This window comes from Ruegeria sp. SATB027 (assembly GCF_059613825.1).
In genome coordinates this window covers 23,874-36,824 of record NZ_JBXWTH010000031.1, presented here as the reverse complement: position 1 = coordinate 36,824, position 12,951 = coordinate 23,874, and the positions used below count along the sequence as shown (strand labels likewise).

The following is a 12,951-nucleotide window of genomic DNA, read 5'->3' as shown; positions in this document are numbered from 1 at the left end:
AATGCACACATCTCCGCTGCCCCTGACCCGTGATCTGGTTTTAATTGGCGGCGGCCACACCCATGCTCTGCTGCTGCGCAAATGGGGAATGAGCCCTTTGCCCGGCGCGCGGGTAACCGTGATCAACCCCGGCCCCACCGCCCCCTATTCCGGGATGTTACCCGGATATGTCGCCGGACATTACGACCGGTGGGAGCTGGATATCGATCTTGTCAGACTGGCCCGTTTCGCAGGCGCGCGGGTGATCTTGGGCACGGTCAATGGCATCGAGACCGCAACACACGAAGTGCACGTCCCTGGGCATCCTCCGGTAGGCTTCGACGTGGCATCGGTCAATGTGGGGATCACGTCGGACATGCCCGCCCTGCCGGGCTTTGCGGAACATGCAGTGCCAGCCAAGCCGCTGGGACCTTTTGCTGCGAAATGGGCCGAGTATCTAAATGGACAAGGCCCGGCCTCGGTCGCTGTGATCGGTGGCGGCGTCGCGGGCGTCGAACTGGTCATGGCGATGGCGCACGCGTTGAAGGCCAGGGGGCGGGCGGCACAGATTACCCTGATCGATAGTGCCTCGGCCCTGACTGCAACCAAACCCAAGGCGGCAGCAACAATCCGGATTGCAATGCATAACCTTGGTGTGGAAGTGATCGAAAACGCGGTGATCACCCGGATCGGGCAGGATCACGTGGAACTAAAGGACGGGCGCACAATTCCGGCTAGTTTCGTGACCGGTGCCGCCGGAGCCCGTGCCTATGACTGGATCGCAAACACAGGGCTTGACCTTCAGGACGGATACATCCGCGTGAACGGCTACCTGCAATCCAGTGATCCGGCTGTGTTTGCCGCCGGGGATTGCGCCCATCTTACGGACAACCCCAGACCGAAGGCTGGTGTCTATGCGGTGCGCGAAGCGCCGGTTTTGTACGATAATCTTCGCGCAGCGCTCGGCGCGGGACAGATGCGAAAATACACACCGCAAAAAGATTATCTCAAACTGATCTCACTGGGTGGCAAGTCAGCACTGGCCGAGCGTTTGGGAACATCGTTCAGTGGCCCATTGATGTGGACATGGAAGAACCATATCGACCAGACCTTTATGAACAAGTTTCGCGACCTGCCGCAAATGACACCGCCCGCCCTGCCACGCGACCGGGCAGCCGGGCTTGATGAGGTTTTGGGTGAAAAGCCCATGTGCGGCGGATGTGGAGCAAAGGTCGGGCGCGACGCATTGCAACTCGCCCTTAAATCCCTCCCAGCCCCTACTCGTACCGACATCACCGCCCTACCCGGCGACGATGCCGCGCTTTTGCAAACAGGCGGGGCGCAGCAAGTCATGACGTCTGACCACCTGCGGGCTTTCACCTACGATCCCGCACTTATGACGCGGATCGCTGCCGTTCACGCCCTGGGGGATATCTGGGCCATGGGGGCCGCACCTCAGGCGGCCACGGCAACAATCATCCTGCCGCGCATGTCTGCCGCCCTGCAAAGCCGCACAATGTCCGAAATCATGTCAGTCGCGAGTGACGTCATGCGGGCTGCGGGCGCGGAAATCGTGGGCGGGCACAGCTCAATGGGCGATGAGATGACTGTCGGTTTCACGCTGACTGGCCTGTGCAAGGCTATCCCGATTACATTGGCGGGTGGTCAGCCGGGGGATCGCCTGATCCTGACCAAGCCCTTGGGAAGCGGTGTTCTGATGGCGGCGGAAATGGCTGGTCTTGCCGAAGGGGCCTGGGTCGCGGCAGCCTACAAACATATGACACAGCCCCAGGGCGATGCAGCCCGCATTTTGGCCAACGCCCATGCGATGACCGACGTGACCGGGTTTGGTCTGGCCGGGCATCTGCAAGGCATCTGCGACGCATCGCTTTGCGGCGCTACGCTTGATCTGGACGCGGTAAAGGTGATGGACGGCGCGCTTGCGCTGACGGATCAGGGGGTCCGGTCAACGATTTTTGCCGACAACAACGCGATTGCGCCCGATCTTCCGTCCGGGGGCAAGGCGGCGCTGCTTTTTGACCCGCAAACAGCCGGGGGTTTGCTGGCCGCCGTGAATGCGAAGGACGCCGAAACCCTTCTGCAAGATCTTCTGGACGCGGATTATCCGGCAATGATCATTGGCCAGCTGACCGACACACCGGGTTTGCGCCTTCAAAGCTGATCCAGCAGGCTTTCAATTTGCGCGGCCGCGTTGCTCAGCCCCGTGTTGTCCAAAGTTTCCACATCAAGACTGGCCAATACCTGCACCGGGCGGGATTGCCGGGATTTGGTGTATGCGGGATCATAATGCTGTTCCATCAAGGCCCGTGTCAGCGCCTGTTTTTGACCCGCATCAATCAATCGCAGCCATCCGTCCACGACCTCATGCCCGCGATGGAACCGCAGCGGTGACAACCGGTCCCGCAATCGGTCACTGTCAGACAGAATGTCGTCATAAGCCCGAACCAGATAGGCAGAACGGGCTTCAATTGAAGCCGTAATGTTCACACGCGGAGCCTTGCACAACGCGTTCCAAAGGCTGGGCGGCAGGATCAAGCTGCCAATTTTGGATGATTCCGCTTCGACCACGACTGGACGCGCCGGATCCATTGAACACAGCGCAGCGGACAGGGCAGATTCAAACCCCTTCTGACTGGGCTGCCCCCCCGGCCTTTCGCCCAGCAAGGACCCGCGATGGTTGGCCAGCGCTTCAAGGTCCAGAACCTGTACGCCTCGTGCCTGCAACAAAGCCAAAAGATCGGTCTTTGCGGTGCCCGTGTAACCATCCAGCGCGATTAGCCGATGTGGCAAAGGATCATCGTACAAATAAGCGTTCACCAATCGACGGTAGGTACGATAGCCGCCATCGACCACTTCGGCGCGCCAGCCAATTTGCTGTAACATCCAAGTGAATGATCCGGAACGCTGTCCACCGCGCCAACAATAGACCAAGGGGCGCCACGCTCCGTCATGATGGCTGAGGTGATGTTCGATGTGATTGGCTGCATTGCGGAACACCAAAGCAGCACCCAGCTTGCGCGCCAGAAAGGGGCTTTCCTGTACGTAAATGGTTCCGACCCGGGCGCGTTCCTCGTTGTTCAGCACAGGCAGGTTTATTGCACCCGGCAGATGATCTTCGGCAAACTCGGCAGGGCTGCGAACGTCGATCACGGTATCATAGCCGTGCGCGTAAAGTTGGGTCAGGTCAGGAAATTTCAGAGCCATGCCGAAGGTCTAGCTTGCCGCGTTTCCAAAGAAAAGGTCACGCGTCACAAGGTTCGATCAGCTCTGGCCCGCTGGCCCGGTTCGAGTTCACCGCAGGCCCGACCCGGTGGAAGGTCAACACATCCTCGTTCCCCGGCTGCATCAGCCGCGCGGCCCCTTTTCCGGCTTCACCCAACCACAATGGCCAGTCATTGGGTTCTACGATCAAGGGCATTCGCTGATGGATGACCTCAAGCCATTTGTTGGCAGCCGTCGTCACGATAGCACAGGTGCCCTGCCGTTCGCTTTCAGGGCCCCAGTCCTGCCAGACCCCGGCAAAGGCAATAGGAGCTTTGTCCTGACGGTGGATATACCAAGGCAGGCGCGTTCCCTGTTTGGTTTTTGTCCATTCATAGAACCCAGTCGCTATGATCAGGCAGCGGCGCGTCCGGCAGGCATCGCGAAAGGCGGGCTTGTCCGCCAGGGTCTCGGCCCGGGCGTTGATCAGCAACGGCCCCGCCGTTTCGGTCTTGTACCAATGTGGCAGAAATCCCCAGCGCAGCGCATCCAGATGGCGGCCTGTTTCGCCGCTACGCACGACATGTACCTGATTTGTCGGACAAACATTGAAATTCGGCACCACAGGTAGCGCATTTGCCGGGCGCGCTGAAAACAGCTGCGCCATTGCGTCGTTGGGAAGAGTTATTGCAAACCGTCCGCACATGGGTAGTGAACCACCGATACATTCTTGATACAGGCACAGGATCTCACGGGATCACATGGAATACCAGACAACGCAATCCCTCAAGAGCAAAGCACTGGCGCTTCTGGAAGCAGGCAAGCTGCCGCAAGCTTTGAAAAAGGCCCAGCTGGGTGTCAAGAAATTCCCAAAAGACTCGGATTATCATGCCATCGCCGGCTTTGTTTTGACCGAGATGAAGCAATACAAGAAATCAATTCCGCATTTTGTTGAAGCCTCGCGGATGAAACCGGACGACCTGCAGTTTGTCGAAAACCTGGCGAATGCGTTGATGCAGACCGGGCAAATTCCCAAAGCCCTGGACTATACCGAACAAAAGCTGGAGCAATTCCCCAACAACCAGGAATTGAACCGCGTGCTGGATGAAATTCACCTCAAAGGCACCAATTGGCGCATGATGATCGAACATGCGAGCAAGAAGCTGGAGAGCGATCCAGACAATGTGGACCTTCTTGCAAAACGTGCCAGAGCTTACGCCAATATCGGCTTTGACGATGAAAACTCGCGGGATGTCGCCCGCGCCTACGAGTTGGACCCCGAGAACACAAAGATTGCCCTTATTAAGTCTGTAAACCTTCACCAAACGGGTGAAAAGAACGAGTCCAAAGCAATACTGAGGCGCGTTCTTCAAAACGAACCCGAACATATGTCGGCTTTGCTGCAATTATCGGCAATTGCAACCACAGAAGAAGCTCCGGAGCTGCTGGAAGCCGTTAATAAAGCCATCTCCGAAAAGGGAGATGATAAGCTGGAACTCCAGTTCGCCAAGGCGCATTTGATTTCAAAGTTAGACGGGTTGAATGCCGCCATGCCGCATTATGCGCGGGCCAATGAAATTCAGCACCAAGGCAACCCCTATGTCCCGGCGGATGAAGAGGAAAAACTGTTCCGGATCACCAGCTTGTTCCCTGTCGATTCCGATGCACCAGAGTCTGGCTTTGCCGAAGGGCCAACACCGATCTTTGTACTGGGTCAACCCCGCTCGGGCACGACATTGATGGAGATGATGCTGAGTTCAGCCCCCGGAATTTCCGGTTGCGGCGAACTGACTTTGGGGGCCGATCTGTCGCGTGAGCATGAGAAAAAAGGCCAGAAGTATGACGCTGTCAAAGCGTCCGAGCTTGCGCGGGAATTCCTCGAATTGATGCCGCCCATTCCGGGCGACTCTGTCGCCTTTGTCGACAAGATGCCGCACAATTATCAACGTATTGGATTCCTGCTGTCTGCCTTCCCAAAGGCAAAGATTATCAACATGCTGCGCGATCCGCGTGATGTTGGATTGTCCAAATGGATCAGATGTTTTCCTGCGGGCGGAATGCGCTATGCCTCGAATATGCAAGCCATCGCCCATTCGGCAAATATGTATCGTCGTTATATGGCGCATTGGGATACCGTGTTCGGAAATCGTATTCTGACGGTACCTTACGAAGAACTGGTGGCCGACCCGAAAACCTACAGCCAGCAGGTCGCTGCGTTCTGCGATTTGGAGTGGACCGAAACGATGATGCACCCCGAGAAAAACACCAAACAGGTACGTACGGCAAGCATCGATCAGGTGCGCAACAAGATCTCGACCAAGTCTATCGGCGGCTGGCGCGGGGTTGCTGAGCACATCAAACCGATGCTGGACGGGTTCGATCCGAAACTCTGGCCGGAATATGATTTCAGCTGATCCGTTCCCAAACAAAAAAGCCGCATCACAGGGATGCGGCTTTTGTCTTTGTCGTAAACCGAGTTACTTCTGTTTGATACGCCCGTCTACATAGGGCTGATAGGGCGCATTTTCCGCCAGGTATTCCGCGGTGACATCCGCAAGGTCCGGGCCGAAGTCATAGGCGTTCTTGTCATCGCCTTCGAACATCTTGTACCCGTCACCGCCGTTGCGGACGTAGTTGTTGGTGACGACCAGGTAGGTCTTGTTCGGGTCGATCGGAATAAAACCGTCACCCTCGACAATCATCACCTCGCTGACGCGCCCCTCGTTCGGTGCCACGCTTGGGTCCCAGGTAAAGCTAAGACCGGCGACTTGCGGAAAACGGCCTTTCACTTCTTCCACCTGACTTACGCCATTTTCGAGTGCGTCAATGACACCCTGTCCGCTGATTTCAAAGGTCGACAGTGTATTCTGGAAAGGCAACACCGTCAGAACCTCGCCCATGGTCACATCACCGGGATCGATAGAAGCCCGCAACCCACCCGAGTTGGCAATGGCAATCTGAACGCCCTGATCCGCCACACGCGCCAGCATCGCATCGGCAACCAGGTTACCCATCTGGCATTCCTGCACGCGGCAAATTGAGCGATCCCCTTCAATGGCTTCTGCAGCGCTTGCAACAACCTTGTTGCGGATTTCATCCAAAGGCACCGCTAGTTCCGCAATCCGGTCCAGCGCGGCCTGATCCTCGGTCACTGCGTTGTCCATGATCAAAGGCTCGCCAGCTGCCTCGACCACTTTGCCATCGTCATCAAAAGTGACGTTCAATTCGCCCAGAAACTTGCCATAGGCATAGGCCTGAACGATCTGTACGCCGTTTACCACTGTTGGGTACGGACCTGCCGCCTTATCCGACACATTCGAAAGATACGTGTTCGAATGCCCGCCGACGATCACGTCAACACCAGTCGTCTCTTGCGCGACACGCTGATCGACGCCATAGCCGGAATGGCTGAGAACGATGATCTTGTTGACACCCTCACCTGTCAGTTTATCGACTTCGGCCTGCACAGCTGGTACCGGGTCCGAGAACGTGACATTGGGGCCGGGCGAGGCAAGCTCATCCGTGTCGATTGGGGTCAGGCCGATCAAGCCGATCTTCTCGCCGCCTACTTCGATAACGGTCGATTTCTTGATCCTGTCGGTCAAAAGCTCTTCGTCGTGAATATCGGCGTTGGACATCAGGACCGGGAAGTCGACCGAGTCGATGAACCCCCGCAACACTTCGGGGCCGTCATCAAACTCGTGGTTGCCGACGGTCATGGCATTATAGCCCAGCTTGTTCATGAACTCGGCTGCGACCTTGCCCTTGTAATAGGTATAGAAAAGGGACCCCTGGAACTGGTCACCCCCATCCACCAGAATCGAATTTTCTGCCCGTGCGCGCGCGTCGGAAACTGCCGTTACTAGGCGCGCCGATCCGCCAAAGCATTTGCCTTCTGCATTGTCTTCCTCACCGCAACCGCTGTCGTATTTGTTGATCGGCTCAAAGCGCGAATGGAAATCGTTGGTGTGCAGAATTGTCAGCTTGTAATCGGCTGCTGCGGCACCCGCCGTCAGGCCCACCACCGCGACCGAAGTTAAAAATCGGGTCAACATCTTGGAACTCCCTGTTATTATTGCCGGGGATCGTGCGCTTATGTCGACCGAGAGTCAAAGGAGAAATCCAGCTTGATTCCAAGCGCCGTGCGGGGCATCAGGTCATCATGCTGATCTACAAGATTTTCCGAGCCGTCGAATGGGCTGAACTGCAAAGTCTGGGCGCCACAGACGGAGCACCCATTGACGTGTCAGACGGGTTTGTTCACTTTTCTACCGCTGAACAAGCTGCTGAAACCGCTGCCAAGCATTTTGCGGGCGTTGAAGGGCTTACGCTGTTGGCCTGTGATGCCGACGCCATGGGCGATGACCTGAAATGGGAAGTGTCGCGAGGAGACGCCCTGTTTCCACATCTGTATCGTCAGATCAGGTTAAGCGACGTTGTCTGGGCGCGACCCCTGCCTTTTGACGGTACGGCACATCAGTTCCCCGAGGACATGGTATGATATCTTATGTCGATCCGGATCGCGCCCAATTCGAGGCGTTCAAGGCCCTGGACCGCGACCAGCCGATCGAAATGCTCAATCTGGTGAAGTTCCGCGCCGAGGCGCAGTATCCCAAATCACATGAATTGGCGGGCGCAGGGTTGACCGGGGCGCAGGCCTATCAGAAATACGGGACTGAAACCGCCCCAATCATTGGCCGTATCGGGGCAAGCATCCTATGGCGGGGTGTCTTTGAAACGACACTGATCGGACCGGCTGATGAGGTATGGGATGCCGTCTTTATCGCGCGCTATCCGACTGCATATGCGTTTCTTGAAATGGTGACTGACCCGGCCTACCGGGCGGCGGTGGTCCATCGGCAGGCTGCGGTAGAGACCTCGCGCCTGATCCGGTGCGGATCAAGCAAAAGCGGGAAAGCGTTCGGATGAAACTGACCGAGAAATTCGGGCTTGCAGCCCTGCACTGCATGGATCCCGAAACCGCCCACGGGATGTCGATCAGGGCTTTGAAGGCGGGGCTTGCGCCTGCGCCGGGGCCGGTGACAACGCCGCGCCTGAAAACAAGCCTTGCCGGGTTGGACCTGCCTAACCCGGTAGGATTGGCCGCGGGCTTCGACAAGAACGGAGAAGTTCTGACACCGCTGTCGCGCGCAGGGTTCGGTTTCATCGAAGTCGGGGCCGTCACACCGCGCCCGCAACCGGGAAACCCCAAACCACGCCTGTTTCGCCTGACCGAGGACAAGGCGGCGATCAACCGTTTTGGCTTTAACAACGAAGGCATGGAGGTGATGGCAAAACGGCTTGCTGATCGCCCCCAAAATGCGGTGATCGGCCTGAATCTGGGCGCCAACAAGGACAGCGAGGATCGCGCGGGTGATTTCGTAAAGGTGCTGGCGCATTGTGCCGCGCATCTGGATTTTGCCACGGTCAACGTGTCATCCCCGAATACGGAAAAGCTGCGGGATTTGCAGGGCAAGGCTGCGCTAAGCGCGCTTTTGAACGGTGTGATTGAAACCCGTGATGCGCTGCCTCGCCCACTGCCCATCTTCCTGAAAATCGCGCCGGACCTGACCGATGCCGAGTTGCAGGACATTGCCGATGTTGCGCGCGAGACCCGTGTGGATGCCGTGATCGCCACCAACACCACCCTGTCGCGTGACGGGTTGCGCAGTTCGCACAAAGGTGAAACCGGCGGACTGTCCGGCGCACCGCTGTTCGAGAAATCAACACGTGTTCTGGCGCGGCTCAGCCAGTTGACCTGGGGTGACATTCCCCTGATCGGCGTGGGTGGCATCAGCAATGCGGAACAGGCCTATGCCAAGATCTGCGCCGGGGCATCTGCTGTGCAGTTCTATACGGCGATGGTGTATGGCGGCATTTCTCTGGCGGCTGACATTGCGAACGGGCTCGATGAACTGCTGGCCCGCGACGGCATTGAGAATGTAGCCCAAGCCGTCGGCAGCAAACGAGAGGACTGGCTATGATCGAATATTGGCACAACCCGCGCTGTTCAAAATCCCGCGCCGGTCTTGCGTTGCTGGAAGAGAATGGCGCACGGGTCACGGTGCGCAAATATCTTGAGGATGCACCATCAATCGATGAGCTGCGAGCGGCACAATCCGCCTTGGGGCTTTCGCCCGTTGAGATGATGCGTACCGGAGAATCCCGGTTCAAGGAACTGAGGCTGACAAAGGCTTCGCCAGACGACGCCCTGATCCAGGCCATGGCCGACAATCCGATCCTGATTGAGCGTCCGCTTGCCATTACGGGGGATAAGGCCGCCATCGGTCGTCCACCGGAAAACCTTCTTGCGCTGCTCTAGGCCACCTGCGCCTCGAGCTTGGGATAGCGCCATCCTAAAGTCACGCCGCGCGCGATATTAAGCACCATCAACGCGGCCCACAGGCCGTGATTTCCGAAGCTTGGCACCAGAATAAACAGCGCAACCAGATAGATAGTGACCGATTGGAGCATCGCGCTGCGCATTGCCCGGGTCCAGGTGGCGCCTATGTAGATTCCGTCAAACATCCAGCTTGCCACGCCAATAACGGGTGCCAACGCGGCCCATACGAGAAACTCGCGCCCCGCCTCACGCACCCGCGGTGAGGTCGACATGACGTCGATCAACGCGGGTCCGGCGACGAAGAAAACCGCACCCAGTAACAGGGCACCCCCGACACCCCATTGCGAGGTCATGACAGACGCGCGGCGCACCTGATACCTGTCTCTGGCACCCACCGCGCTTCCGACCAGAGCCTCGGCGGAAAAGGCGAACCCGTCCAGCGCGAAAGCTGTGACTTCTAGAAACTGAAGCAAGACCTGATTGGCCGCCAGATTGACATCACCCAGATCCGAACCGACGAAAAGAAAAGTCGTGAAGGATCCGGTCAGCAAAACCGACCGGATCATGATATCGCCGTTGACCTGCAACATCCGTTGCAGCCGAGCGGCATCAAATATGCGGGCCCAGTCGCGCCAGATTCCGTCTTCGAACCCATCCCGACACAGCCAAATGCCCAGCGCCAGACCTGTCCATTCCGCAATCAAAGTGGCAATGGCAACCCCTTCGACACCCCAGCCGAGACCAAGCACGAACCATAGATCCAGAACGATGTTCAATCCGTTCATCCAGACCTGAAGAACAAAAACCCCGCGCGTGCGTTCAACCGCAATCAACCATCCGGTAACCGCATAAAGCGCGATAGTGGCAGGCGCGCCCCAAATTCGAATCTCAAGATAGGCGTGGGCCAGCGTTTCGACCTCGGGGCTTGCCGGAGATAAAGCGAACGCACCCGCAAACACGGCCACTTGTGTAAGGATAAAGAACAGCCCAGCCGCGCCGCCAAGCATCAGGCCGCGCATCAGCAATGCCCGGGTTTCAACAGCGTCACCTGCCCCGCGTGCCTGCGCCGCCATCCCGGTGGTTCCCATCCGCAAGAAACCGAAGATCCAGTAGATCGTTGACAGGATCACTGCACCGATCCCGACCGCACCAATAGGCGCAGCCTGCCCCAACTGGCCGACAACGCCGGTATCAACTGCCCCCAAAATCGGAACGGTGGCGTTCGACAAGACAATCGGCACAGCGATCTTCAGCACCCGTCGATGCGTGATGGGCGCCGAGGCATCCTGCATGGTCAGCTCTTGCCCCGAGGCGGTTGTGGCATCAGGAAATGCCCGGAGGCCTGCGCAAACAGTTTCGCATGATTGTCCTGCCAGGCTTCAACCCGTACCGAGGCGTAACGCCGCCCCGACCGGCTGATAAATGCCCGCGCATAGGCGTCTCGCGGCAAGCCCGAACGCAGATAGTCGACGGTAAAGTCGATCGTCTTGGGAAACCGGATGCTTTCGTCTGACACGATGGCCTCTGCATCGATCTTTCCGCTTTCAATACTTGGGAACATGTGTTCCCAGCTCAGCGTGATAACGGCCGTCACCTCCAAAAAAGCAGCGGTCACGCCGCCATGAATTGCAGGCAGAAATGGATTGCCGATCAGCTTGTCATCGAAATTCAAAACGCCGGTCAGCTCATCCCCGCGCCTGTCAAAACTGATGTTCAGGAAACGTATATACGGTACGCCGTCGACAAGCGCACGCAGGGCTGCATCGCGGCGCTGCTTGACCACTTGCATCGGCTCGGGACGAGGTCTTGGCATATTACTTCCCTTCAACCGTAAAGGACCCTGAGGCTGTCGCCACCGGCAGGTCCGTGTCGTTGTCCATTGCGGTGGCCCGCACGAAGGCAACGTTTCGCGTGATATGGTGACAGATGGCATGTGCAGTAATCGTCTGACCTGGCGTCGCCGCGCGCATATAGTCTATCCGCAGATCGATTGTTGCGGTTCCTCCGGGGGCCGATGGGTGGCTCATCACCGCAGCGCCACAACAGGTGTCCAGAATCGTGGATATCGCTCCCCCATGAATCACCCCTGTACGCGGATCCCCGATCAGGTCTTTGTTGTAGGGCAGAGTTATCTCTGCCTCACCCTCGCCGATCTGCGTGAGCGTAAGGTTCAATGCCCGCGCATGGGGGATCGCCTCGATAAACTGGCGGGCTAAAACTGTCTTATCGACCATAAGTATGCGTCCTGTTCTCTGCACCGCCTTTATGAGCCGGTGTTCCGGTAAAGAGCAAGCCTACCTGTTGCGCTTGGGATCGGGACCGCCTAGGTTGCTGACGAGGAGACCGGGAATGTCCAACAACCGTTTGTCATTCAAAGAAATGTGCGCCGAGTTTGACGTAACGCCGCGCACCCTGCGCTACTACGAATATATCGAGCTTTTGCAACCGGACCGCGAAGGGCGTTCGCGCTTTTACGGGGCCCGGGAATGCGCGCGGATGAAACTGATCATGCGCGGCCGAAAGTTTGGTTTTCCTCTAGAAGAGATTCGCCAATGGCTACTGATCTATGAAGATCAGGGAAACGAGGCCCAGATGGCCACCTTTGTCGAAATGGCGGACCGCCAGATGAGTGAGCTTCAGCAGCAGAGACAGCAGCTGGATGAGGCAATGGACGAACTCAAAAGCCTGCGCGACCAAACGGCCAAGTCGCTGAAATAACCTTTTCCGATATTTCATAACCAAGCATTGCAGGTGGCAGAACCTGTCAAAACCGGTGCGCATCCCCTTCAAGGTACCCGTTTATTCATGCCGAAAATCAGTTGACGTAACGGTAACAAAATTACGCCGAAAGCCCCTTACGTGCACGGATGTTACGTCAACTTCAAAGTGACGCAGCGTCTGGATTACGTAAACGTCACTCACATGTTGTAAAGCACCCACCAACTGCGCAACTCATGTCTCATGACGCCAGTGACGAGAGTATGACGAATGACCGAAGATGTGATGACCATCCGCGAGATGTGCGAGACTTATGATGTCACACCACGCACCTTGCGGTTCTATGAGGCAAAGGAACTACTGTTCCCGATCCGCGAAGGCCAAAAACGTCTGTTCACCAAACGTGACCGGGCGCGGCTGAAGCTGATCCTGCGCGGCAAAAGATTCGGGTTCAGCCTCGAGGAAATTCGACAGCTGCTGGATCTCTACCATGTGGGCGATCAACAGGTCACCCAGATGAATCGCACTTATGAAATCGCGTGCGAGCGTCTGGCTGACATGGAATCGCGCCGTGAAGAGCTGACGCAGGCCATCGACGATCTGAAAGAGCAGTTGCGCTGGGGCGAGAAAGTCATCGCCTCGATGAAACAGGAAAAGAAGGCGGCCGAGTAACCTCGCCCTGCCTTCCG

General features: G+C 57.4%; 14 protein-coding genes. 8 read left to right on the top strand and 6 right to left on the bottom strand.

What is annotated here, in order from left to right:
* Position 1: 1 nt before the first annotated feature.
* Positions 2-2,161: a selenide, water dikinase SelD gene (gene selD / locus AC2FPW_RS07335; RefSeq protein WP_496813038.1), complete on the top strand. Its 2,160-nt coding sequence runs from the start codon at positions 2-4 to the stop codon at positions 2,159-2,161.
* Here selD and mnmH read toward each other — a convergent pair.
* Positions 2,152-3,204: a tRNA 2-selenouridine(34) synthase MnmH gene (gene mnmH / locus AC2FPW_RS07330; protein ID WP_496813036.1), complete on the bottom strand. Its 1,053-nt coding sequence runs from the start codon at positions 3,202-3,204 to the stop codon at positions 2,152-2,154. The two genes, selD and mnmH, sit on opposite strands and share 10 nt — an antisense overlap.
* Before the next feature lie 37 nt (positions 3,205-3,241).
* The gene (locus tag AC2FPW_RS07325) at positions 3,242-3,907 is read right to left on the bottom strand and encodes an SOS response-associated peptidase (RefSeq protein WP_480485180.1); all 666 of its coding nucleotides are present in this window, start codon (positions 3,905-3,907) and stop codon (positions 3,242-3,244) included.
* A 55-nt stretch (positions 3,908-3,962) separates the two neighbouring features.
* Between AC2FPW_RS07325 and AC2FPW_RS07320 the strand changes: the two genes are divergently transcribed.
* A complete protein-coding gene (locus AC2FPW_RS07320; protein WP_496813035.1) occupies positions 3,963-5,615 on the top strand; it encodes a tetratricopeptide repeat-containing sulfotransferase family protein in 1,653 nt (550 codons plus the stop codon).
* Positions 5,616-5,678: 63 nt separating this feature from the next.
* On the opposite strand, the gene AC2FPW_RS07315 is transcribed toward AC2FPW_RS07320, so the two are convergent.
* A complete protein-coding gene (locus AC2FPW_RS07315; RefSeq protein ID WP_496813033.1) occupies positions 5,679-7,256 on the bottom strand; it encodes a bifunctional metallophosphatase/5'-nucleotidase in 1,578 nt (525 codons plus the stop codon).
* Positions 7,257-7,363: 107 nt separating this feature from the next.
* Between AC2FPW_RS07315 and AC2FPW_RS07310 the strand changes: the two genes are divergently transcribed.
* Genes AC2FPW_RS07310 through arsC form a run of 4 tightly spaced genes read left to right on the top strand, consistent with a single transcriptional unit; the run spans position 7,364 to position 9,523 of the window.
* The gene (locus AC2FPW_RS07310; RefSeq protein WP_496813032.1) at positions 7,364-7,702 is read left to right on the top strand and encodes a DUF952 domain-containing protein; all 339 of its coding nucleotides are present in this window, start codon (positions 7,364-7,366) and stop codon (positions 7,700-7,702) included.
* A complete protein-coding gene (locus tag AC2FPW_RS07305; protein ID WP_496813031.1) occupies positions 7,699-8,130 on the top strand; it encodes a DUF1330 domain-containing protein in 432 nt (143 codons plus the stop codon). The genes AC2FPW_RS07310 and AC2FPW_RS07305 overlap by 4 nt, the downstream gene beginning before the upstream one ends.
* Complete coding sequence (locus AC2FPW_RS07300) at positions 8,127-9,185, top strand: quinone-dependent dihydroorotate dehydrogenase (protein ID WP_496813030.1); 1,059 nt, start codon at positions 8,127-8,129, stop codon at positions 9,183-9,185. The genes AC2FPW_RS07305 and AC2FPW_RS07300 overlap by 4 nt, the downstream gene beginning before the upstream one ends.
* Complete coding sequence (arsC, locus tag AC2FPW_RS07295) at positions 9,182-9,523, top strand: arsenate reductase (glutaredoxin) (RefSeq protein WP_496813029.1); 342 nt, start codon at positions 9,182-9,184, stop codon at positions 9,521-9,523. The genes AC2FPW_RS07300 and arsC overlap by 4 nt, the downstream gene beginning before the upstream one ends.
* Here the strand turns inward: arsC and AC2FPW_RS07290 are convergent.
* Genes AC2FPW_RS07290 through AC2FPW_RS07280 form a run of 3 tightly spaced genes read right to left on the bottom strand, consistent with a single transcriptional unit; the run spans position 9,520 to position 11,778 of the window.
* Positions 9,520-10,836 (bottom strand): MATE family efflux transporter, encoded by a 1,317-nt coding sequence (locus tag AC2FPW_RS07290; protein WP_496813028.1) that lies wholly within the window; start codon positions 10,834-10,836, stop codon positions 9,520-9,522. The two genes, arsC and AC2FPW_RS07290, sit on opposite strands and share 4 nt — an antisense overlap.
* Positions 10,837-10,838: 2 nt before the next feature.
* The gene (locus AC2FPW_RS07285; RefSeq protein ID WP_480485172.1) at positions 10,839-11,357 is read right to left on the bottom strand and encodes a PaaI family thioesterase; all 519 of its coding nucleotides are present in this window, start codon (positions 11,355-11,357) and stop codon (positions 10,839-10,841) included.
* Between the two features lies 1 nt (position 11,358).
* On the bottom strand, positions 11,359-11,778 hold the full coding sequence (locus AC2FPW_RS07280) for a PaaI family thioesterase (protein ID WP_496813026.1): 420 nt from the start codon (positions 11,776-11,778) through the stop codon (positions 11,359-11,361).
* 115 nt (positions 11,779-11,893) lie between these two features.
* Here AC2FPW_RS07280 and AC2FPW_RS07275 point away from each other — a divergent pair, with 115 nt between their 5' ends.
* Complete coding sequence (locus tag AC2FPW_RS07275; protein WP_496813025.1) at positions 11,894-12,262, top strand: MerR family transcriptional regulator; 369 nt, start codon at positions 11,894-11,896, stop codon at positions 12,260-12,262.
* A gap of 270 nt (positions 12,263-12,532) precedes the next feature.
* Positions 12,533-12,934, top strand: a complete 402-nt coding sequence (locus AC2FPW_RS07270; protein ID WP_209503256.1) for a MerR family transcriptional regulator — start codon at positions 12,533-12,535, stop codon at positions 12,932-12,934.
* Positions 12,935-12,951: the final 17 nt, after the last annotated feature.

Coding starts and splice junctions, on each gene's coding strand:
- selD (WP_496813038.1), top strand. CDS start 2: ATGCACACATCTCCGCTGCCCCTGACCCGTGATCTGGTTTTAATTGGC.
- mnmH (WP_496813036.1), bottom strand. CDS start 3,204: ATGGCTCTGAAATTTCCTGACCTGACCCAACTTTACGCGCACGGCTAT.
- AC2FPW_RS07325 (WP_480485180.1), bottom strand. CDS start 3,907: ATGTGCGGACGGTTTGCAATAACTCTTCCCAACGACGCAATGGCGCAG.
- AC2FPW_RS07320 (WP_496813035.1), top strand. CDS start 3,963: ATGGAATACCAGACAACGCAATCCCTCAAGAGCAAAGCACTGGCGCTT.
- AC2FPW_RS07315 (WP_496813033.1), bottom strand. CDS start 7,256: ATGTTGACCCGATTTTTAACTTCGGTCGCGGTGGTGGGCCTGACGGCG.
- AC2FPW_RS07310 (WP_496813032.1), top strand. CDS start 7,364: ATGCTGATCTACAAGATTTTCCGAGCCGTCGAATGGGCTGAACTGCAA.
- AC2FPW_RS07305 (WP_496813031.1), top strand. CDS start 7,699: ATGATATCTTATGTCGATCCGGATCGCGCCCAATTCGAGGCGTTCAAG.
- AC2FPW_RS07300 (WP_496813030.1), top strand. CDS start 8,127: ATGAAACTGACCGAGAAATTCGGGCTTGCAGCCCTGCACTGCATGGAT.
- arsC (WP_496813029.1), top strand. CDS start 9,182: ATGATCGAATATTGGCACAACCCGCGCTGTTCAAAATCCCGCGCCGGT.
- AC2FPW_RS07290 (WP_496813028.1), bottom strand. CDS start 10,836: ATGCAGGATGCCTCGGCGCCCATCACGCATCGACGGGTGCTGAAGATC.
- AC2FPW_RS07285 (WP_480485172.1), bottom strand. CDS start 11,357: ATGCCAAGACCTCGTCCCGAGCCGATGCAAGTGGTCAAGCAGCGCCGC.
- AC2FPW_RS07280 (WP_496813026.1), bottom strand. CDS start 11,778: ATGGTCGATAAGACAGTTTTAGCCCGCCAGTTTATCGAGGCGATCCCC.
- AC2FPW_RS07275 (WP_496813025.1), top strand. CDS start 11,894: ATGTCCAACAACCGTTTGTCATTCAAAGAAATGTGCGCCGAGTTTGAC.
- AC2FPW_RS07270 (WP_209503256.1), top strand. CDS start 12,533: ATGACCGAAGATGTGATGACCATCCGCGAGATGTGCGAGACTTATGAT.